The 22,132-nt window shown below is 50.8% G+C and carries 20 protein-coding genes and 2 pseudogenes; 15 read left to right on the top strand and 7 right to left on the bottom strand.

All coding sequences use genetic code 11. The features are described from left to right. Positions 1–61 precede the first annotated feature (61 nt). Entirely contained in the window at positions 62–871 is an 810-nt protein-coding gene (locus tag JCM10914_RS22915) for a TatD family hydrolase (protein ID WP_023965196.1), read from the top strand. A 16-nt stretch (positions 872–887) separates the two neighbouring features. Here JCM10914_RS22915 and JCM10914_RS22910 read toward each other — a convergent pair whose 3' ends face one another. The 3 genes from JCM10914_RS22910 to JCM10914_RS22900 all read right to left on the bottom strand — a co-directional run bounded on the left by JCM10914_RS22910 (position 888) and on the right by JCM10914_RS22900 (position 2,310). Further along, complete coding sequence (locus JCM10914_RS22910; protein ID WP_023965194.1) at positions 888–1,076, bottom strand: aspartyl-phosphate phosphatase Spo0E family protein; 189 nt, start codon at positions 1,074–1,076, stop codon at positions 888–890. A 191-nt stretch (positions 1,077–1,267) separates the two neighbouring features. Continuing rightward, positions 1,268–2,011, bottom strand: a complete 744-nt coding sequence (gene nfsA, locus JCM10914_RS22905; protein ID WP_023965192.1) for an oxygen-insensitive NADPH nitroreductase — start codon at positions 2,009–2,011, stop codon at positions 1,268–1,270. A gap of 95 nt (positions 2,012–2,106) precedes the next feature. Then, positions 2,107–2,310: a cation transporter gene (locus JCM10914_RS22900; protein ID WP_023965191.1), complete on the bottom strand. Its 204-nt coding sequence runs from the start codon at positions 2,308–2,310 to the stop codon at positions 2,107–2,109. Between the two features lie 300 nt (positions 2,311–2,610). Between JCM10914_RS22900 and JCM10914_RS22895 the strand changes: the two genes are divergently transcribed. The 9 genes from JCM10914_RS22895 to JCM10914_RS22855 all read left to right on the top strand — a co-directional run bounded on the left by JCM10914_RS22895 (position 2,611) and on the right by JCM10914_RS22855 (position 11,728). Continuing rightward, positions 2,611–3,228 (top strand): DUF5317 domain-containing protein, encoded by a 618-nt coding sequence (locus JCM10914_RS22895; RefSeq protein WP_023965189.1) that lies wholly within the window; start codon positions 2,611–2,613, stop codon positions 3,226–3,228. A 324-nt stretch (positions 3,229–3,552) separates the two neighbouring features. Continuing rightward, on the top strand, positions 3,553–5,409 hold the full coding sequence (locus tag JCM10914_RS22890; RefSeq protein WP_023965187.1) for a diguanylate cyclase: 1,857 nt from the start codon (positions 3,553–3,555) through the stop codon (positions 5,407–5,409). Between the two features lie 98 nt (positions 5,410–5,507). Further along, positions 5,508–5,741 carry a hypothetical protein gene (locus JCM10914_RS22885; RefSeq protein ID WP_023965185.1) on the top strand — a complete coding sequence of 78 codons (234 nt, stop codon included), beginning with the start codon at positions 5,508–5,510 and terminating at the stop codon, positions 5,739–5,741. Between the two features lie 103 nt (positions 5,742–5,844). Beyond that, positions 5,845–6,972 (top strand): glycosyltransferase family 39 protein, encoded by a 1,128-nt coding sequence (locus tag JCM10914_RS22880; RefSeq protein WP_023965183.1) that lies wholly within the window; start codon positions 5,845–5,847, stop codon positions 6,970–6,972. 148 nt (positions 6,973–7,120) lie between these two features. After that, positions 7,121–7,882 carry an ankyrin repeat domain-containing protein gene (locus JCM10914_RS22875; protein WP_036719694.1) on the top strand — a complete coding sequence of 254 codons (762 nt, stop codon included), beginning with the start codon at positions 7,121–7,123 and terminating at the stop codon, positions 7,880–7,882. Between the two features lie 142 nt (positions 7,883–8,024). Then, positions 8,025–8,522: a sigma-70 family RNA polymerase sigma factor gene (locus JCM10914_RS22870; protein ID WP_036719691.1), complete on the top strand. Its 498-nt coding sequence runs from the start codon at positions 8,025–8,027 to the stop codon at positions 8,520–8,522. After that, entirely contained in the window at positions 8,515–9,684 is a 1,170-nt protein-coding gene (locus JCM10914_RS22865; RefSeq protein ID WP_023965177.1) for an anti-sigma factor, read from the top strand. The genes JCM10914_RS22870 and JCM10914_RS22865 overlap by 8 nt, the downstream gene beginning before the upstream one ends. Positions 9,685–9,791: 107 nt before the next feature. Further along, on the top strand, positions 9,792–10,304 hold the full coding sequence (locus JCM10914_RS22860) for a sigma-70 family RNA polymerase sigma factor (protein WP_023965175.1): 513 nt from the start codon (positions 9,792–9,794) through the stop codon (positions 10,302–10,304). 23 nt (positions 10,305–10,327) lie between these two features. Next, complete coding sequence (locus JCM10914_RS22855) at positions 10,328–11,728, top strand: DUF4179 domain-containing protein (protein WP_023965173.1); 1,401 nt, start codon at positions 10,328–10,330, stop codon at positions 11,726–11,728. A gap of 55 nt (positions 11,729–11,783) precedes the next feature. Here JCM10914_RS22855 and JCM10914_RS29380 read toward each other — a convergent pair whose 3' ends face one another. Beyond that, positions 11,784–11,945, bottom strand: coding sequence for a hypothetical protein (locus JCM10914_RS29380; RefSeq protein ID WP_023965171.1), 162 nt, complete (start codon positions 11,943–11,945; stop codon positions 11,784–11,786). 144 nt (positions 11,946–12,089) lie between these two features. Between JCM10914_RS29380 and JCM10914_RS22850 the strand changes: the two genes are divergently transcribed. From JCM10914_RS22850 to JCM10914_RS32010, 4 genes and pseudogenes are all read left to right on the top strand, one after another. Then, on the top strand, positions 12,090–14,552 hold the full coding sequence (locus JCM10914_RS22850; protein ID WP_023965169.1) for a UvrD-helicase domain-containing protein: 2,463 nt from the start codon (positions 12,090–12,092) through the stop codon (positions 14,550–14,552). 186 nt (positions 14,553–14,738) lie between these two features. Then, complete coding sequence (locus JCM10914_RS22845) at positions 14,739–15,146, top strand: VOC family protein (RefSeq protein ID WP_023965167.1); 408 nt, start codon at positions 14,739–14,741, stop codon at positions 15,144–15,146. A 225-nt stretch (positions 15,147–15,371) separates the two neighbouring features. After that, a pseudogene (locus tag JCM10914_RS22840) lies at positions 15,372–16,878 on the top strand (MDR family MFS transporter). A 4-nt stretch (positions 16,879–16,882) separates the two neighbouring features. Continuing rightward, a pseudogene (locus JCM10914_RS32010) lies at positions 16,883–17,065 on the top strand (PadR family transcriptional regulator); the annotation flags it as partial. Between the two features lie 489 nt (positions 17,066–17,554). On the opposite strand, the gene JCM10914_RS22830 reads toward JCM10914_RS32010, so the two are convergent. The 3 genes from JCM10914_RS22830 to JCM10914_RS22820 all read right to left on the bottom strand — a co-directional run bounded on the left by JCM10914_RS22830 (position 17,555) and on the right by JCM10914_RS22820 (position 19,611). After that, positions 17,555–18,385: an aldo/keto reductase gene (locus JCM10914_RS22830; protein WP_023965161.1), complete on the bottom strand. Its 831-nt coding sequence runs from the start codon at positions 18,383–18,385 to the stop codon at positions 17,555–17,557. A gap of 166 nt (positions 18,386–18,551) precedes the next feature. Then, a complete protein-coding gene (locus tag JCM10914_RS22825; RefSeq protein WP_023965159.1) occupies positions 18,552–18,923 on the bottom strand; it encodes a hypothetical protein in 372 nt (123 codons plus the stop codon). A gap of 103 nt (positions 18,924–19,026) precedes the next feature. After that, positions 19,027–19,611 (bottom strand): nitroreductase, encoded by a 585-nt coding sequence (locus tag JCM10914_RS22820; protein WP_023965157.1) that lies wholly within the window; start codon positions 19,609–19,611, stop codon positions 19,027–19,029. Positions 19,612–19,901: 290 nt separating this feature from the next. Here JCM10914_RS22820 and JCM10914_RS22815 point away from each other — a divergent pair, with 290 nt between their 5' ends. Beyond that, entirely contained in the window at positions 19,902–21,896 is a 1,995-nt protein-coding gene (locus JCM10914_RS22815) for a S9 family peptidase (protein ID WP_023965155.1), read from the top strand. Positions 21,897–22,132 lie beyond the last annotated feature (236 nt).

Raw genomic sequence — 22,132 nt, 5'->3', positions numbered from 1 at the left:
GATCAACACGTACACATCGCAAAAAAACGCCACCAAATCTCTCGCGTGAGGTGATATAACGATGGAATCACAATCCAGTCAACCCGTCCGTTCCCTGATCGATACCCATATCCATCTGGACAGCTACGAGGAAAGCGACCAAACAAAGATCCTGCGGGATCTTCGAGTCGGCGGCGTGGAAACGGTAATCTCGGTATCCATGCATCTGGCATCGTGCAAACGAAATTTAGAGCTTGGGCGGGTACATGATAAAGTTCGCCCGGCCTTCGGCTATCATCCGGAACAGCCACTGCAGTCATCATCGGACCTAAAAAAGCTGCTGGAATGGATGGAACAACATGTGGATGAGATGATTGCCGTGGGAGAGGTCGGTCTCCCCTACTACAACCGAATGGAAGCGGAGACTGATGGTCATTCCTGGGATAATCGGCCTTACGAGGCGATGCTCGAACAATTCATTATCTTCGCGAAGAAATTCCATAAACCCGTCATTCTCCATGCCGTATACGAAGATGCGGACATCGCATGCCGCCTGCTCGAGAAGCACGATGTTACCCGCGCCCATTTTCATTGGTTCAAGGGCTCGCGTGAGACACTCGGACGGATGGCAAGGAACGGATATTACATATCCTTCACGCCTGATATTCTCTATGAAGAGGAGATTCGTGAGATTGCTCGATCTTATCCGGAGCATCTGGTAATGAGTGAAACGGATGGACCATGGCCGTTCGAGGGGCCTTTCGCCGATCAGATGACCCATCCCGAGATGACCGCCGCCGTGGCCTCAGCATGGGCTGAGCTTAAAGGGATGTCAGAGACCGAGGCGCGCCAGCGCTTGTATGATAATGCGGTTACTATGTATGGTTTGTAAATCGTTCTGACAACTATTACGTGGAGTGTCTGCGCTTTGACTTCGTCGCTCTAATGGAGCTGCTGTACTGGTTCAGCAATTCATCGAGCACTACGGATTGCCTGAGGACTTTAGGATGATTAAAGTCACAATATCGCTGCTTCATCCGATGAAGCTTATGTCTCTCTTGTTCGATATCATTCTTTATAACTTCCATAGTTTTCATGACAGTATGTCCTCCTCTCATGTAATATTTTACACTTTAATGTAAAATTATAGGATACCAGATATTAGACATCAGGAGTGTCCACCCGGAACTCTTGGGACGGCAAATCCACACATTGCTGCAGCGCTCCAAAGACCTCATGCACACAAAAAAAAGCGTCCCTACAATAAAGTAGTTACGCTTCCTCTCCATTATCGCTTCATAAATCCTTTCTGCTTGAGAAAATCCTGCATATGCAGTCTTACCGGTTCGGCAAGTCGTCTGGCCATCAGCTCAGACCACGGCGTGCTGTTCTTGCCCCCTGTCCGCTCGGACAAATACGCCGATGAAACCTGGTCATACTTGGCCACCTCAGTCTCGATGCCGTTGCAGTTATAGGTCCCTTGGTGAAGCACGGCTTCAACCGGCAATCGCGGGCGCAAGCCCGGCTCCTGATCCGGATAACCAAGGCACATGCCAAATACCGGGTACACCAGTTCCGGCAGTTCCAGAGCTTCAGAGAATTCGGCAATGTGATTGCGCACCCCGCCGATATAAACGATGCCCATACCTAGCGATTCGGCCGCAATTGCCGCATTTTGCGCAGCCAGCGCGGCATCCACCGTAGCCACGATGAAATTCTCGGTCGAATCGGCATACGCCTGTTTGTCGGCCAGATGCGCGTCTGCTCCTTTTTTCAAACGATACAGATCAGCGCACCATACTAGAAATACCGGACACTCTACGATATACGCTTGATTACCCGCTAAGCCCGACAACCTCTGCTTCTGGGCCGCATCGGTGATCGCAATCACGCTATAAGCCTGTACATTACTGGAAGTGGATGCCATCTGGGCCGCGGATATTATGGCTCGCAGATCCTCATCCATAACCGGTCTGGCCGAATATTTACGAATGGATCGGTGATTCATTAATAATGATAGCGTATCATTCATCCTGCCTTCACTCCTCATCCCGAGAAAATAGTGGGGTACGAACTAAAGACCGACAACTTTATGATCGCTGTCGGTCAAATCGTGCATATATGCCATTAAGATACGATATCGTACCCTTGCTCCTCAATGGCTTCCTTCAAGGATTCGAGGCTAACCTTCGTTTCATCGTATTCTACAGCTACCGTGTTGGATGCCAGGTCTACTTTGCCATTTGCACCGGCATTTTTCAGTGCACCTTCAACGGAACTTACGCAATGGTTGCAGGACATGCCTTCAACAGTTAATGTAACCTGAGTCATATTAACGCCCTCCCCTTTCATTCTATAAAATTCCACTCTTTCACTGTACTATACCCCCCATAGGTATGTAAAGTTCATAAATTTGCTCTTTTCTGCAACATAAACACGAAAAAAGTAGGAAGAATTATCCTATTAATCTGTTATAATCTACTTAAATCCATACCAACATACATATTAAAACAAAATGAATTGATTTCTTCCAAATTTTCTCGGTTATTCAGGATTTTGTTGAAGGAATTTCCAAATCGCTGTCGAACTATCTTATAACAGAGTTAAAGATATGAAGGAAGGAATTCTATCATGGTATTTGACGGCATTATATTAGGGTTCATTGTCGGACTGATACGTGGGGGGTTTCAGCACGGGCTCCAGCAATTCAGTCGAATTCGTCTTAAGGGCGGCTTGATCTTCCCGATTCTGCTGGTGTTACAGCTGCTGATCTTTCGCTTCCAAGGCGATTCCGAATGGCTGACAGCCGCGAGCGGCTATATCTTCTTATCGATCTATGTTGCCGGCATGATCTTTCTGTGGCTCAACCGCGATCAGAAAGGCTTTCGCAGCATACTCGTCGGCGTATTCCTCAATTTCCTGGTGATGGCGGTCAACGGTGGCCGAATGCCCGTCTCGATGAACGCAGCCATGGTGCTGGATCCGATCTATATCGAGCGGCTTATGGACACAACGGCTACTACCAAGCATTTCTTGATGGACGCCTCAACCCGCTTGTCGCTTCTTGGAGACATCATTCCGCTTTCACCGCCTTATCCAAGAACACAAGTCATTAGCATCGGAGACATCATTATGAACATCGGGATCTTCCTCTACATCGTCAACCTGATGACCGTCGGGAAGAACACATCCTCTTCATCTGTGGTGCGCACATCCGATGCACCCGAACATGCGGAACCGCAAAATTAATCATACATCATACTAACTGGAAAGGAGGGAGAACTATGAAAAAAATGGATAAAGTTATGTATTCCCGTCTTGTGCTCAATGCCATCATCGTAGCTTCCGTTGTTATCGCTCTGACTTCCGGATACAGACTGGGAGGCTCCATGTAATTTAGGTGTGAGCCTTTAGGCAAATCATCTATCATTTCAGTTGGAGAATATATAGAATTATGGAGAGACAGGCAGAATTATTCGCCTGTCTTTTTATATATTTTTCGTTGTTTTGCGCCGCAATATATCTTAAAATGTGGAGAATACATCATGTTTTTTTAATTGAGGAGAAACCATTATGTCCATATTTAAGCGTCCTACTATTTCCAGGGAACTTTCGGGACAGCTGTACTTTGTTTTCATTTCACTTATGGGCTGTTTAACCTTCCTGTTAGTACATAGAGGAGAGTTTATTCACTATACCCCATCGGACTGGGTATGGGTATATGCCATGCTGGGTGCGGCCCTGATCTTAAATTACTTCACGTTTCAATTGCCTCCTGAGGGAAATCTGCAATCCATGGATTCATCTGTTTATTTGGCTTGTATCTTTATCTACGGCGCACCATTTGCACTCTCTATCATTCTATTCAACACACTGGCCACGGCATTGTACGATCGGAAGATCCCTTTCTGGAAGCATTTTGTTAATTTCTCCATATACACACTCATGATAGTAGGCTCCTCCCTTGTCTTCAAAGCAACCGGAGGGCAGACAGGCCCCATCCTCAATGACCATTTCGGTGCTTATCTTGCTGCCCTGATCATCTACTTTATTACCAATGTGCTTCTGCTTGGACTTTATTATTACTTGCTGTATAGAGGCTCTTTATACGACATTCTGAAATCCTTCATCAAAGACACGCTGCTGGTGTACCTGAGCACGTTGATCTTATCGATGGTCCTATCCGTGCTGATTGTTCACAATGGGGTGTTCGGCCTGACGTTGTTCATCGGTCTAAGCGTTCTGCTCTCTTATTCCTTTAAGCAGCTCTTCTCAATGTATAATGAAGCCCAGAAGAGAGCGATCAAGGATCAGCGTACCGGGCTGTACAATCATAGTTTTTTTGAAAGCCTGCTGGAAGATGAGATCAAAAAGGCGAAGTCCTGCGATACCCCGCTCTCGTTAGCCATGATCGACATCGATGATTTCAAGAAATACAACGATCAGTTCGGACATCTAAAGGGCGACATGCTGCTCGGCTTCCTCGGCAATTATCTGAAAGTCGAATCCGAAGCGGCTGACATTGTAGCGTCACGCTTCGGGGGCGAGGAATTCACGATTCTCATGCCGGGTTATGACGAGAACAAAGCCCGTACGTTCATCAACAAACTTCGCAAAAAATTGAATGATACGTATTTTGACGGCGTTGAGATTTTTCCGTCAGGCTGTCTTTCCTTCTCGGCTGGTATCGCTACTTATCGAATTGATATCCACGACAAATCACAATTGGTGGAACTCGCAGATCAGGCATTATATTATGCCAAGAAGCAAGGCAAGAACAACGTCCACGTATACGGCAGCGGGGCGGAGAAAGAATCGGAAATTGATTTTGCCGACGATGTAAGAGAGATCGAGCAGCAGCTTAAGTTGTTTCTATATAAGGACGTGGATACGTTCAAGCATTCCAAGCGCGTGTTCCGGTATGCGATGGATATGAGCGATGTGCTGAATCTCGATAGCATTGAGCGGCGCAACTTTGTGCTTGGGGCCTTAATACACGATATTGGCAAGCTTGAGATTCCGTGGGGCATACTGAATAAGCGGGACAAGCTCACGGCCGCTGAATGGGAAACCGTAAAGCGTCATGTGAGCTGGGGCAAGCGAATCGCCGAAACGAACGAGAAGTTCAAGGAGCTTGTGCCGTATATTGAATTGCATCATGAACGATATGACGGCGGTGGGTATCCGCACGGCTTCACTGGCAGCCAGATTCCCAAACTGTGCCGCATGCTGACGATTATCGATTCGTTTGATGCGATGACCACGGAGCGGCCTTACCAACAGACCAAAACCTTCGAAGAAGGAATTGCGGAACTGCTGGAATGTTCCGGCACCCAATTCGATCCTGAACTGGTGGAGCTGTTCATTCGCTACCTGAGACTGAAGGCGGAGACGCAACAACAGCCGGCAGCGGGTCTTGAAACTACCTGAAACGCATGTTGACGAAGCTGTTCACGCTAACAACGGATGTTTGATCTTCCCTCAAAAAAGGTATAAAGGTATTACTACTCCTAAATGAGGTGAGATCAGTGGCTGATAAGAAGAAGAAAGATCTTCCGCTTGATAACGGTCCAGGCAATATGGATCACCCTGAACAATATCCGACTGAGACAGAAAGCCTCTTCGACAAATTCGAAAGCGAACAGCATGTGGACCCCATTCCGATGGAGGACGCCAGATTGGAGCGCCAAGAAGAGAAACAGCGAGATGGCACGTCCAAGAACCGCTCCTCCAGTGACGATAAATATCACAGCGGTTTCTAGTTACGAGGCTCCGTTCTGACGGAGCCTTTTTATTTCCGTTGTTTTTCTTTAATATAATTGGGGATCCATTGATTAGATTAAACAAGAGTGGAGTTGGAACCATTTGTTTTCCATATGGACATTAAATTCGCTGCATCGAAAAATACTACTGTTCACTATTGCAGCCGTACTGGTGATGTCATGTCTTCTGGTGTGGATCGGATCGCATCAGCAGGCGCACAGCTTCACCGATGTGATTGAGGAACGCTATATAGATACCGCCATCATGATCAATCAATCCGGATATGTAGAGAATGAACATGCACCTAACGTCATGCCGGGTGTACCCTTAATGATTGTAGGACTGACTGGGATATTCGGTAATGTGGAGCGAGCGCTGCTCGGCTATCAACTGCTTCAGTGCATATTCCATGCGTTCTCGGTTTATCTGGTTTTTGTGCTGTCTCGCTACATGTTTAATACCCGGGTTGCTTTTCTAGCGAGTATCATCTATGCATTGTTCTGGCCAGCTTATGGCGCGGTCGGTCTGATTCTGCCGGATGTGACCATGCAGATGCTTATGCTCCTTCTGGCATGTGCAGTGATCGGAGCATTGGAACTAAAGCAAGCCGGCTGGTACGCCGCCGCGGGTGCACTCACCGCGATCTTGGCCTGCTACAATCTGCAGGCGCTGCTCTATCCGGTCTTGTTCATTCCCTTCTGGATCAAGTACCGAAGTCCCATCAAGATCGTAGCTGGCGGTACGCTGTTGATTGTCATAGGCTATCTGCTGATTCTGTCCCCATGGTGGCTCAACATCCCGCTATTCAATCGGATGGCCCATCTGCAAGGACCGTGGAATCTGGCTTCCCTCTGGCTGGATTCCCGCTATATCGAAGGCAATCCGCTCGTACACTTGTTCCGCAGCATATTTGAAGGTCGCACCTCCAAATATGCTGCTGCGCTTGGCAATGCTGAAGCGCGAAGGGTGATGCAATCCGCACTGGACGCCATCCGACTTGTAATGCTGTTCGCCGGAGTGGCCGGGGTAATCTGGTCGGTGTGGTCCTACCGCCTGAAGCGACAGCTTCCCGTGCTGCTTACCCTGTTATACTTTATTGCGGCAGAATGGTTTGTCCCAAGTCTCGACGGTACCGGCTTCCCGTATGCTGTGTTTCTGCTGCTCTACACCGCCTTCATGGCGGATAAGGCGATCATCTATACGCATAAGAAGCGGCTGCTGCGTAATTGACCCCGAATTTCGGACGAGGAAATAAAAATTTGAACCTTTTCCCCTGCCGCGAGCTTAAGGAACACCTGCTTGAGACCGCCAGCGCGGAACGCAAATTGATTGTGCTGGACCCAACCATACAATGGATAACGAAGGAGGATGATTGATCTTGAAAAAACGTTTAACTTCCATTCCCGCTTTTGCTATGGGCGCCATCGTGGGCGTTACGCTCACCGCCGGCTCGGCTGTAGGGGCAGCGGTTTATCTGAAAGCCACCCCCTCTCTTGTCGACATTAGCGTTGACGATACGCCAATACGATGGTCCGCTCCCCCCGTCATCATTCAAGACAAGCTGTATGTGCCAATCCGTGAGATGTCCGATGCGCTGGGTTACCAGCTTCGATCCGCCACCAATCAAGAGGTTGATATCGTAAGCCGACCATCAAAGGGCAGTGAAGGGACAACCATTCCATCATCCCCGGCTACCATACCCGGTGGAAATCTGCACGTCCGCGACTTCGTTAAGGATATGGAGCAACTGATTCTCCCGAATAACGAGTTTAAAACCGAGCGGCTGATGGTCATCATCGCCGCCGGCGAAGCCGATCTGGAAAGCCGCGATGCAGCAACCGGCAACAGTATTCTGCACTATTTGATCCTTCATGGCGAAACAGCCGCATACGATACATTGAAGCAGATTGACGGGCAAGCCGGACGGCTCGATTATAATCTGCAGAACTTTGAGGGGCAGACCCCACTACATCTGGCGGTCATTCACGAACGCGATGCGTACATCGATAAATTGCTTAACCTACATAAGGTCGATGCCACTACGAAAGACAACGAAGGTAAGACAGCGCTCGATTATGCCGAAGCAGACAGTCCAACCCACAAGAAGCTGACAACCTATCTTAGCAGTCATTCGAAATAAACGGCTGTTCAATCCGATAAAAGACGTAAGCCCGCTGATCAGGCGGGCTTTTTTTATTGTGCGGGTGTCGGCAGGTTTTTTCTAGGAAAGTGTAACTAATCCAGCGGCTCATACGTGTTGTATACAGAGAGGAGGAGCATTACTGAACAGCTTGGAGCATATCTACCCATATTATGTAAAAGACATTTACCGGTACTTGTACTCCCTCTCTTACGATCACCACACGGCTGAAGACCTGGTGCAGGAAACCTTTTATCGAGCTTACCTGTACTTGGAGAATTGGAAGGATGAACGTATTAAAGCCTGGCTGTTTCGCGTGGCTCATAACGCATTTGTCGATTACCAGCGCAAAGCCAGCCGCAGTACGGTGAAGGAGCCCGACTACTTCCATCAAATGATCGATAGGCATACCCCAGAGCAGGCCCTGCTTCAACAAGAGAGGCGGCTGGAGCTCGATCGGCTCCTAACCGTTCTTCCCGATAAGCAGCGTCAGGCTATTCTGCTCGTGGATGTGCATCAGTTCACCTATCAGGAAACGGCGGATATTATGGATATCTCGTTATCTTCCATTAAAATTACACTGTTTCGCGCCAGGCAACGGCTGCGCGATCTGAATCGAAAGGACGAGTACGATGAGTGAAGCATTCAGACAGAAGCTGAAGGATTACGCAGACGGAAAACTAAGCGATAAGGAGCGGCTTGAGGTTGAGCAAGAGCTGCAGAAGCTGGAGGTGTATCAGGCTTATCTAGATGAAATCATGGATCGTGATCCTCATCATGAGCCAGTTCCCTCCCCCCCTTCCAAGAAGGAGAAACGCATCGTCCGTCGTGGGAAATGGAAAGCGCGAGTCTCCAATACGCTGACCGTGATTTCGGCACTGTTAATCATAACGGTAATCAGTTCCATCTTAACAGCATTATTTTTTGCCATGGGCACTCCTTCGCGGGATACCAAATACCGGGATGCCGTCCATTCGGCGATCTCTATTTCCCAACCTAACGTCGAGGTTGCCTTGAATGGACAAGGCAAACCCTTCTTCATGATGGAGATGTACGGAGATATGCAGAAAAAAGTAGGCCAAGATCGGGTCAAGGCGGGGACATATTCCGTTAATTTCTTTTTTGGTCTGCCTTCCGTTACTTCTGAATGGAATAACCACCAGGGCCGAGCGGCTACCGTGTTCTACCGCCCTGAGGGAGCATCAGGTGCGTCTTCCGAACATGGCGGGGATTGGTCCAGGCTGGAGAAACTGCCGGAAGGCACCGTTGCCGAAGCAACCGTCTCCTTCAGCCGCTACTTCGCGACGGATGACATACTGAAACAATTCGAAGGCCTGAATATGGAACCGGTCTGGTTCGCAGTAGATACCGGTCCAGATGAGAGATTCGGTGACAGGGATCAAGTTATTTCCGATCCTGTGGGATTTCCCGCATATCCCGTCTGGCATCATGACGACCTGACGGTTACGCATTACGAAGAGCAGAAGACCGGCTGGTTCGGCAAAACAGTGAGCAGCGGAGGACATTACCCTGCATTGGAAACCTACAGAGACGGGGACATACGCAATCAACATTTCATTAAATCCTTGCGGTTGTTACAGGAATATACGCTGATAGCTAAACGTGTCGCCCCCTTCATCGATATTGACGCCAGTCTGGATTACATCGACCAGAACGGGATCCGCATCTACGGTGCCGTGATTACCGGACCGGTGAAAGAACTGCTGGCCTTGCGCGAAGCATCATGGATCTCCAACCTAAGGGTAGGCGAAGTGCAACTATGGAATTGGAGCGATCGCTGATTCTAATATTTTTTTCAATCGTTTCTCCCGTCTGCTCCGTCTTATTAATATGAATGCAAGATAAGGGTCCTCTGCTGCAACGAGAAAGGGGGGGTGAAGTCTAACCCATGATCGATCACACCCTGCATGAGGTCCAGATGCACGATGACGAATGGTCGGAAAAAGAACTATTCTTCCAGCGCTTGTCCGGAGAACAGCGCAAATTGTATGCGATCGCATACAGCTATCTACGTTCCGAGAACGATGCGTTGGAGGCTGTACAGGAAGCCTCCTGCCGCTCATGGATGAAGCGTAAGAAGCTCAAGGACACACAGGCCTTTGCCCCTTGGCTGATCCGGATTACGATCAACTGCTGCATGGATGAACTGCGACGCAAGCAGAAGGTGTTCCCCGTTGCCCGGATGAACGAAGACGCTGCCGCCCAAGAGATGAAGAACAATGATCGATTGGATCTGGAACGGGCCATGCAGCGCATGAAGCCGAAATATCGGCATGTCGTGATGCTGAAATACTATCAGGATATTACGGTCCCCGAAATCGCGAAGGTGCTGCAAAAACCGGAAGGCACGATCAAGACCTGGTTGCGCGAAGGACTCAAACAGCTGCGAAATGATCTTTAGCGTACAAGGAGGTTGAACGACGAATGCCAGACAAAGCAGAGCAGCTATTAAGCCAAGATGCGTCTGATGTTAACCAAAAGGTAGAGGCTCTACCCGAAGCCGTGCTGATTCGTTCGGCTCGCGATGGGATGCGTCGCGGAATGGCCCGCGAGAAGCGACGCCTGCTCTCCTTCGGACTGAGCGCAGTAGTAGCTGCAGCCGCGGCAATCGTGATTTTCCTTTCTAACTTGCCGACCTCCGAGCAGAACACATCCTATCACGCTGAGCAGCCTGCGATTATGAACCAGCAGCAATTGGACGCTTATCTGCCAGCATTGGAGCTTATGCCCATCCTGCCCGCTCCGCTAGAACATAGTTTGATCCAGCCCATCTGGCAAAGCATGGATGCCGATGGTTTACGCGTGGAGGTGACCGGGGGATTCAGTGATGGCCGAAAAGTATTTATCCTGTACAGCGTACAGAATAACAGTGACGTAGAGCTTATAACCTCTTACACTTCGCTGGATCTCGGTATAGGAAACAAAGTGTCAACGACAGGCGTACTCTTGCAGCATGCCAATAGCATGTTCATCGCGCCAGGCGAGAAAAATCACTTCGTCTATGCCGCTAACCTGGATTCATCCATTGATTACACAAGCGAGGCAAGTTTCAAATTGCTCTTCATCGGAACTTCGGATTTGGCAATGTACTCGAGCAGTACCAAGTATAGAAAAGCGGTTGATATTCAATTCTCGTTGGATCCTCAGCAGCTCAGTGATCAGGTCCATACACTTCATACAGACCGTACAATCAAGGTCCATGATCAAGAGATTCATATTCGGCAGGTGCAGTACACACCGCTGAACACCTATGTCGATATCGAGTATGATGTGAACAACAGCCAGCACGTCTTTTCATGGCTTGCCCCTGAACTGAAACTTACGAACGGCGACCGTACAGCCGACTTAAGCTATCGCGCCAGCACGCCTACGGAAAATTCCAGGGCTACCCTCATCTTCGAGAATACACCATACGATCCGAATGCCTCCCTGATCTTGAAGACGACCGGCATCAATGCATTGGATAAGGATGACATGGAACTCGTCCTCGATCTGAAGCAGCAAGTGATGAAGGCGCCGGACACCAGCCTGACGTTCAGTCCAACTGATCATAATGCGGAACCGGGAACGATTGTTCTACAGCAAACGAATCAGCATGACCCGTCACTAGGCAACTTCAAACCAATGATCCTGGCGGACAGCTACACCGATGCAGCTGGCAACACGCATCAGCAAAGCATCAAGTATACGTCGGGCAGCACAAACTTGTCAGAGTATGCTTATGATTTAGGTGTCGATGCTCTGAATTACCCCCAACCCCTCACCCTAACGATCGAGCAGTATTGGAACCCGATCACAGACGAACAGACCGTCGAACTGAATTGAGATCGACGGAGAAGAAGCACGGTCGACTAGGACCGTGCTTCTCTTATTCCAAAGTCTAATCCTGCCCCACCTGCTCAAACTTTCGCTCCCGCTCCTCCCTCATTTTCCGATCGCGCTCCATAGCGTCAGCGACAAAGTCCCGCGGTTGAAGTTTACTGTTGATGCTCAACAAAATTCCGATAATAACGAACAACTGGATGAAGATCATGACTAGCATCGTTTTTTCCTCCTGATACAATTTCAACTTTCCTATTCTATATAACGCGCCTACTCGTTATAAGTTAGGCCGAAGCTTTACCATACCGCCAATTATCCGTTACACTGGTTAGGCTACAGAAATACGATATGATGGGTGAGCTACATGACATTAACCCCTTTCTATAAACGCCCCTTCGGCGGTTCGCGTCAGGATATCCCGTTTGCGAAGCTGGCTACCCTGGAGAATAGCCGGGATCTCATCGATGATGCTGCGCCGGATGCGGCTTTTTTCCGTGGATTAGAGTCCCAAGGCTTGCTGCTTAACCGGGCTCAAATTCAGGCAGTACGACATATGAATGGCCCGCTGCTAACGCTGGCGGGTGCCGGCTCCGGGAAGACCTCCGTGCTCGTTAGCCGGACCGGCTATCTGATCGCCGTGCAGCGCATCGATCCGGCTTCGATCCTGCTCGTAACCTTCTCGTCCAAGGCGGCAGCCGAGATGAAGGAACGTATTCTGGCCCTTCCCGGCTTAAGACATAACGAGGCGGGCAAGGTTACGGCACGGACCTTCCATTCCTTTTTCCTGTACCTTCTGCGAACGAGAGGGTATAAGCAGGAGATCCTTAGTAATGCAAGGCATCAGCAATTCATCTTGAAGCGGATTCTGCGTGAAATGGGACTTACAGACAGCTATGAGGCAGAGACGCTGCTCTCCCTGTGGTCGGCCCACCGCATGAATATGACGGGACTCGATGATCTGCCGATGAGAACCCCTGCTGAAGTGGAGCAGAAGCAGATTTTTGCACGCTATGAAGACTGGAAGACCGATCATGGCCAAATGGATTTTGATGATATTCTCGTCTTGTCCTACCGCTTGCTCTCCCATGATCCGGGATTACTTGCCTCCCTTCAACGGCGCTACCGTTATGTCATGGTCGACGAATTCCAAGATACAGGGCTGCTTCCCTATGAACTGCTGAAAAAGATCATTGCTAAGCACGGCAATCTGATGGTAGTTGGTGACGATGATCAGACCATCTACGGCTTCAACGGCGCGCGCAATGAATTCATTCTCGAATTCGATCAGACGTTTCCTGGAGCCAAGGTCGTGACATTGGACATCAATTACCGCTCCCTGTCTTCCATCGTAGGGCTTGGGAATGAAATTATCCGTGTTAATGAACGCCGCCGTCCCAAGCAGCTGCGCTCTACCCGCAAGAGCAGCGGCGTACCGTTGTACCTTCGTCCCGGAGACCCTGACCAGGAAGCGGAGCAGCTGCTGACGCATATCGCCGAACAGGTCCAGCATCACGATCGGCAGTACCGCGACCATGCGATTCTATACCGTACATCCAATAACAGCCGGGCGATCTTCGAGCAGCTCGTCATGCGGGAGATTCCGTTCATTCATTACGAGAATGGGGATCTGTTCTACGAGCAGTGGATGGTCAAGCCGCTCATGGACCATCTGCGGCTGTCGCTGGATCGCCGCAATTTCACGGCGATGGAAGGCATGCTGCACACGCTGTACTTGAACCGGGACAAGGGTATGGCCTTTATCCGGCAGCAGGATGCTCCGCGTCCCAAGAAAGGACCGCTGGCTCACCTTCTGTCTTTCCCAGGCCTTAAGGATTTCCAGATCGAGAATATAAGAGAACGCTCCAAGCTTATAAAGGGACTTAAGGCGCTGGAGCCTGTAAAAGCTGTACAGGAAATGAGGCGGCAATTCTATGATAAATTTCTGGAGGCAGATGAGCGTCAGGAGCTAACCCTCCATAAGGAATTTATCCAGGAGGGTCTCGATGAGCTGGAGACTTCGGCGAAGCGTTTTGACAATATAGCGGAGTTTGTCGAGTTTGTGGATCGACTGATTGTCATTCACAAGGAGATGGCAGCCATGAAACGAGATGAGCATGCCGATGCCGTCCGCCTCATGACCATCCATAAATCCAAGGGGCTGGAATTCCCTTCGGTATGCCTGATCGGAGCGAGTGAGGGGATTTTGCCGCATACCTCCGCCTTGGACGCTGAACGCAGAGATGATCAACGTCCGCTGTCGGACAAGCAAGACAAGGCGCTCGATGCACTGGAAGAGGAACGCAGACTCGCTTATGTCGCGATCACAAGAGCACGGGACGAATTGGTGATTAGTTCCCCGGGCTTTTATCGAGGACGAAAAACGGAAGTGTCCCGCTTCTTCCGCGATGTGTTCCTGACAGACGAACAGAGCAAACAAGGCAATCGTGTCCCGAACAAAAGCACGGGGTCTACGACCCGTACGACCTTTACGGCGCAACGCACCATTCACATCGAGAAACCTGCCAAACCGGCATCCCCGTCCCCTTCGTCAGTGCGGGGTACCCGCAGCGCCGTGAATCTGAACAGCCAACAAGTCCGTTCCGTTTCCACTTCCAGCTCACAGCATCAAGCTGCGCCTGTTGCTACGGAGACCGTTGATGCGTGGCTGTGCAGCAGTACCGTCTGCAAGGGCTGGCAGAGAGTCAACGCGAGAATCCCTGCTCGTACACGAGCCCGGGAGAACAAGGCTTGCCCGTTATGCCAGTCTCCCATGAAACAGGGGCGAAAAGAAGTTCCGGCGCAGCAACGGAGCCGCCCGGGTTCATAAATCAAAGGACTGAACCAGACCGTTCTGCTGCGAATGGTCTGGTTCAGTCCTTTATTTTCACCGACAAATTGATATCAGACAATAATTTGATCTGGCAAATATTGTGGAAACGCATACAAAATGAGTTACAATAGCCTTATGAACGTCTGCGCTCAAACTTAATACATACTGAGGAGGAATACCGTTATGATTAAAGGAATTGCCCATCTGGCATTTGATGTTGCCGATATGGAGAAGTCCCTGCATTTTTATTGCGATATTCTTGGATTTAGCCGTGCTTTTGATATTCCTAATGATCAGGGCGAACCGTGGATCGAGTACATTAAGGTGTGTGATGGACAGTTTATCGAGTTGTTTTACGGTGGACAGAATAAACCGGAACCTGTCAAGCGCCCGATTGGATTCTCCCATCTGTGCCTTGAGGTTGAAGATATCAACAGCATTGCAGAGCATCTTCGTAAGTTTGGCGTAACACTCGACGTTGATCCGGTTCAAGGGAAGGACTTCAACTGGCAGTGCTGGGCCAGGGACCCGGACGGCCACCGCATCGAATTTATGCAGCTTGATCCGAAATCGCCCCAGATGAACTGTTAGTTTCGTCCCATGGTTATCACGTTCACGTTAGATGTATTAAGCATCACAATCAGAAGGGCTATCCGTTATACGGATGGCTCCCTTGTGGTACATTCCAAAAATTAGTTTGTTCCCCATTTCAAACATCTTGCCAACATCTGTTAATCCGGATACAATAAAACCACCATATATTCAAATTTGAATAATATGTACATAGTTCAATATGAAAGAAGGGGCATCCATTAGATGAATGCACAACAAAGCAACATTAAGTTGGTCGTGGCCGGGCTGCTGCTCGGTATTTTCATGTCGGCCATCGATAACACCATCGTGGCCACCGCGCTGCCTACGATTATCCGTGACCTGCAAGGGTTTGATCAGGTCGTATGGGTTACGTCCGTATATATGGTGGCTGTTATGGCGGGTACGCCGATCTTCGGCAAGCTGTCTGACATGTATGGTCGAAAGCGATTCTTTATCTTCGGATTAATTGTGTTCCTGCTTGGCTCTGCACTCTGCGGCATGGCCGGCAGTATGGGAGAATTAATTATCTACCGTGCCATTCAAGGCATCGGTGGCGGCGCTCTGATGCCGATTGCCTTCACCATCGTATTCGACCTTTTCCCACCGGAGAAGCGTGGTAAAATGACCGGCCTGCTCGGAGCTGTCTTCGGTACCTCAAGCATCATGGGTCCGCTGCTCGGGGCGTTTATTACCGACAGTATTGGTTGGGAATGGATATTCTATGTCAATTTACCGATCGGGGTCGTGGCCTTTATCCTGATCATGACGTCATATAAGGAATCCCTGTCCCACGCCAAGCAAAAGATCGACTGGATCGGTGCCGCCACCCTCGTGGGAGCCATCGTTTGTCTCATGTTCGGGCTTGAGCTCGGTGGTCACACCTACGCCTGGGACTCTCCGCAAATCATGGGATTATTTGCAGGCTTCATCGCCCTGTTCATCATCTTTCTAGTCGCTGAGACGCGGGCGCCCGAGCCGATCATCTCGTTCAAAATGTTCCAGAAGCGCCTGTTCGCTTCCAGCAACATTGTCGCCTTGTTCTATGGCGCGACCTTCATTGTGGCGACCATCTTCATTCCGATCTTTGTCTCTGGCGTGTACGGCGCTCCGCCACCAACGCCGGCCTGATCCTGATGCCGATGATGCTGGGAAGTGTCTTTGGCAGCCAGGGCGGCGGGATGCTGACCACTCGTACGTCGTTCCGCAATATCATGATTGTGTCTGTTATCTGTTTCATTGCAGGCATTGCCTGCTTAAGCACAATTAGCCCAGAGACTCCGCGCTATCTGTTGACGATCTATATGGTTCTGACCGGTTTCGGCGTTGGCTTCTCCTTCTCCGTATTGAGCATGGCGTCCATTCATAATTTTGACGCCAGACAACGCGGAGCAGCGACATCCACCAATTCCTTCCTGCGCTCCTTCGGGATGACCGTTGGCATCACGATCTTCGGTATTATTCAGCGCAACAGCCTGAACAATCAGTTGTCGGAACTGACTGGCGGCGGCAAGGCTCCGGTAGGCGACCAACTCAACGCCGATGCCGTGCTCTCGCCCGAGGTGATGAATCAGATCCCGCCGAATGTGCGCGAACAAATCACGAACGCATTGGCCGACTCCATCGCCACCACCTTCATGTGGGCGCTTGTACCGGCCGTATTAGCCTGGTATTCGTACTGATGATGGGCAATGAACGAGTAACGGTCCCAAACAAGGCTAAAGGAGCCTAGCATCATGTCAATGAAACTGGCCATTCTGGGCCTACTGCTTGAGGGGAATCACCATCCATACGAGATCCGGCTCAAGATGAAAGATCGCGGGATGGATCAGTATACCAAGCTTCAGATGGGCTCTATCTACTACGCTGTTGATCGGCTGGCCGAGGAGCATTACATTGAAGCCGTAGAGACCATTCAAAGCGATAGCCGCCCCGACAAGACGATCTACCGCATTACGGACAACGGTCGTCGATTGTTCGAGCTGCTGCTGCTCAAGAAATTCCGCGATATCGAGCCGGTGCATCATCCGCTATATATCGCCCTCCCCTTCTCGCGCCATGCGGAGCCGGATGTGCTCGCCCCGATTCTGCTGGGGCGAATTCGGGACGCGGAGCACAGGGTGAACCAAGCGTATCAACTATACGAGGAGCATAAGCATATCGTGCCGCGCAGCGCCCAGCATCTTATGGTCGGTATGTACGAACATGCAAGGACGGATCTGGACTGGCTGAAGCGGCTGTACGAGGATCTGGTGGAAGGGAGGCTCGGCGTCATCGGCGAGCCGCTCCTTCCCGAGGAGAAGGATGAGGCTGAAAGCCGTTCTTCCGTGACGGTGTTGGATATGCGCAGCAAAAGAGCGAGGACCTCCCAGTGGGGTGTCCTCGCTCTTTTTTCATATAAAGCGGATCTAGAACAGGAATTCGTCCGGGTTGGAGCCAAAACGTTTGTTTTGATTCAAACCGTCAATCGCCGCCATGTCCTCATCCGACAATTCGAAATCGAAAATCTGCGCGTTCTCGATAATGCGATGCTCCGTAATCGACTTCGGAATGACGATCACGCCGTTCTGAATATCCCAGCGCAGGATAACCTGGGCGATCGTCTTGCCGTATTTGTTGGCGATTTCGGCCAGGCCAGGCTGATCCAAATTGCCCTGCATGAGCGGACTCCACGCTTCCAGCACGATCTTGTTCTCGCGCGCGTATTGCAGCAGCTCCTTCTGACTCAGCAGCGGATGCAGCTCGACCTGGTTCACCACCGGAACGACGCCGGTATCTTCGATGATATGCTGCAGATGGCGGATTTGGAAATTACTTACCCCGATGGAGCGAACAAGTCCTTCCTTCTGCAGATGAATCAGCGCCTTCCAGGTATCAAGATACTTATCTTTGCCCGGCCAGTGAACGAGATACAGATCCACGATGTCAAGGCCAAGCTTCTTGCGGCTCGTCTCAAACGCCTGCAGCGTATTCTCATAGCCTTGGTTGTCGTTCCATACCTTCGTCGTAATGAACAGTTCGTCGCGGGAAACGCCGGATTCGCGGATAGCTTGTCCCACACCCTCTTCGTTGCCGTAGACAGCAGCTGTATCTATGCTCCGGTATCCGGCAGCAATAGCGGATTTAACGGACCGGATAACTTCTTCGCCCTCTTTGGTCTTCCATACACCAAGGCCCAGCCAAGGCATTTTGACGCCATCGTTCAGCGTAGGTCCTTCGGTAAACACTTGATTAGCCATTCTGTTCCCTCCTGTATATGTAATGCAAACTGCGGCCGGACACGGCCACTCCTTTAATTATAGCAAAACCCTGCGATGCCGCTCAATGTTACATGCGTTTTTCGGAAATATAAAAAAACCGATTCCCTAAACGGCAAGCGCCCGGAAACCGGCTTCGATCTCAGAATCAATATTTACGTTTGAAAATACCAAAGGTCAACAATCCACACGCCACCATGAACAGATACGGTCCTGCTGCGGCGCCACGGATCGTCTCACCGAAGAAATCTATGGTCTTGGAGTTTACATATAACGTAGTGAAAATAACCGCGGCCAACGCGCATGCAAACGCTATGATCTTGTTAAGCTTCTTCTCACGGACAACCTGCAAGAGCGGATAAATGAAGCATACGATAAAAAATGCACCGCCCTGCAAAAATCCATTCTCGGCCGCTACGCCGATATCAAGCCATTTAAAGAAAAACGAGACGATGGCCAGGCAAGTGGCAATAAAAATAAATTTGCTCCCCAAATCCCATTTCATAAATCGAAATTTCATGTTTCAAGTACACTCCCCTAATCTCAATCGCTTGGAACGTTGTCCCGTTTCTTCGACAATCTTAGGGACATTATACCGGATATCCACCATCTGGGGTAGTCAATTACAGGTCTGCCGCACGGTTCAGCCACACCGTTTTGCTCGCAGCGGGTTGACGCTTGCCTTGCTTCGGCTCCATATCCGGATAGCCGATGTAGAGGAAGCCCAGCATTTTATCCTGAGGATTCAGGCCGAACGCTTCATTCATCAGGTTGTGGAAACAAGGTTCGCCGGTTCTCCATACAGCACCAAGTCCAAGCTCATGGATCTGCAAGAGCATATTCTGAATCGCGGCAAATACCGCGCCGTACTCCTCAAGCTCAATCACCTTCGGATCCGTGGAAGGTTCCACAGCCACACCGATAACGACAGGTGAACGGTATGCCTTGGTACGGCCGGATTCCCGCGCCGCAACGACCGCATCTTCGCTCGTATCTCCCGCGCCAGCTGCCTGAATGTCGCCCAGCGCGTTGCCCAGCACATCCCGGCCTTCCCCTTGCATGACGAAGAACTTCCAAGGCTCGGTAAGCTTATGGTTCGGTGCCCATGTCCCCGCTTCTATGATCTGTTCCAGTAATTCCTGCGCGACGGCATCCGGCTTAACCTTGCCCAGACTGCGTCGTGTACGGATCGCTTCACTTACGTTCATATCTGATTCCTCCTAGGCTATATATAAGATAATATGATTTACGCACTCTAATTGAGAGTCTATCTCAATTGTAGCAAAAAGAGAAGGAATTGTTCCAGCACCGCCATCAACTAAATTGACCATTAGCTAATTAAGATGTGCTGAATGTTTCATGATTCTGGTAGTTTGGCTCTAATCTACTAGCATTTGTAAGGTTAATTAGATTAAGTGTCGGAGTTTCATATAGATTTTCATAACATTATCTGGGATAATCGATGATAACCCGCATAGTAGAATAGGAGGATGAATCAATGACTAGCCCACGCGTTATGACCCCAGAGGACTTATACCGGATGCACTGGGTGAACGACCCGGTTGTATCGCCTGTAAGCGGTGCCATTGCCTACGTACATAAATCTGTCAGCGACAAAAAAGACGGCTACCGCTCCCACATCCGTTTGCTTAATGGTTCGGAGGATATCCCCTTCACTTCCGGCGAAGGCGATGCTGCCCCGGCATGGTCCCCGGACGGGTCCAAGCTCGCCTTCCTGCGCAAGAAGGGGGAACGCCCACAGGTATGGACCATGCCAGCCAGCGGCGGTGAAGCCCGTCCCGTGACGGACCTGAAACATGGCGCCAGCGCGTTCAAGTGGTCCCCGGACGGCAGCCTCCTCCTCGTGCGAAGCCAGACCTGCGGGACGGATGCCGACGAAGAGAGCGCTTCGAAGTCTGAGGAGAAGGATAAGCTGCCCGAAGAGATGATTATCAACCGGATCCGCTACAAAGGCGACGGCGTCGGATTGTGGAATGGGCGACGCCATCATCTATATATCGTAAATCCGGTCACAGACGAATCGCGCGCAGTGACCGAAGGCGCCTTCGATATCGGCAGCTTCGACTGGTCGCCGGACGGAGCCCGGATCGCATACACCGCCGGCGTCTCCTCGGATCAATATCCGGACCCGGACCTGCGTCTAACCAACGATCTGTTCCTGATGGACGCCTCCGGACAGAACACGAAGAAGCTGACGGATGAATCTTTGAGTATCTATAGCATTGCATTCACGCCAGACGGCGAACGCATCCTAATGCTCGCCAGCGATCTCAGCTGCGGCTTCGCTACGCTGACCCGAATCCATCTACTTCCGCTTGCGGGTGGACCATCGCAAGCGCTCTACACGGAGATGGATGTTCAGCTTGGACATGCTGCTGTCAGCGATATGAGAGCTGGCGCAGGCACACCCCCACTGTTCAGCAAAGACGGGCAAGCGGTATACGTGCAGCTGAGCCAGGACGGAAGCGTGCATATCGGACGATTCGCCCTGGATGGTTCTTCATATGAGCTTGTGGCCGGCGGCGAGCGTGAAATCTATCAATTCGATCTGACCGAGGACGAGAACCTGATTCTAGCCGCAGCCGACCCGCTGCAGCCTGGCGATCTCTTCAGCCTGACGGTGGCTAGTCAAGAAGAGTCCCGCTTGACTCACTGCAACGAGGAATTGTGGAACGAACTGAGATTCAGCACGCCGGAGAGCTTCACGTTCAAGACTTCGGACGGATGGCCGATCCAAGGCTGGATCATGAAGCCCGTGAATTATAAGGAAGGCTCCAAGGTACCTGCGGTGCTTGAGATCCACGGCGGACCACAAGCGATGTATGGGCATACCTTCATGCAAGAATTCCAACTGCTTGCTGCTGCAGGTTATGCCGTGTTCTATACAAACCCGCGCGGCGGTCACGGCTACGGACAAGTTCACGTGAACACCGTTCGCGGCGACTATGGCGGACGGGACTATCAGGATCTGATGGAAGCCGTCGATTACGTGCTGGACACGTATTCCTACGTGGATGCCTCGCGCCTCGGCGTGACCGGTGGCAGCTACGGCGGCTTCATGACCAACTGGATCGTCGGCCATACCGACCGCTTCCAGGCCGCCGTTACCCAGCGCTCCATCTGCAACTGGATATCCTTCTATGGAGTCAGCGACATCGGCTACACGTTTACCCAAGACCAGATCTGGGGCAATCCGTGGGACGATCTGGAGAAGCTGTGGCAGCATTCGCCGATCGCGTACGTCAAAAATGTCGACACGCCGCTCCTGATCCTGCATGGTGAGCAAGACCTGCGCTGTCCGATCGAACAGGGCGAGCAGTTATTTATCGCCTTGAAGCGGCTCAATAAAGAGACGCAGTTCATTCGCTTCCCGGGCGCAGACCACAACCTCTCTCGCAGCGGGCACCCGCACCTGCGCGTGAAGCGCCTCAGCCATATAGTGCGCTGGTTCGTGGAGCATATTGAAGTTTAGATTAGGCTAACGTTTAAAAACCATCCTCACGGAAGTTCGAGTTATCGAACATTCCAGGGGGATGGTTTTTTGGGAGGTTGGGCGGGTGAGCGCTACGCGAGGCCGCTCGGGCCATGCAAGTCCCTGCGAGGGACTTGTGGCGTTACCGCGGGGCCGTTCGGGCCCGGGCAAGTCCCTGTGAGGGACTTGTGGCGTTACCGCGGGCCGCTCGGGCCATGCAAGTCCCTGTGAGGGAC

Source organism: Paenibacillus sp. JCM 10914 (assembly GCF_001315105.1).
GTDB lineage: Bacteria > Bacillota > Bacilli > Paenibacillales > Paenibacillaceae > Paenibacillus_AQ.
This window is presented reverse-complemented; position numbering and strand designations above follow the sequence as displayed.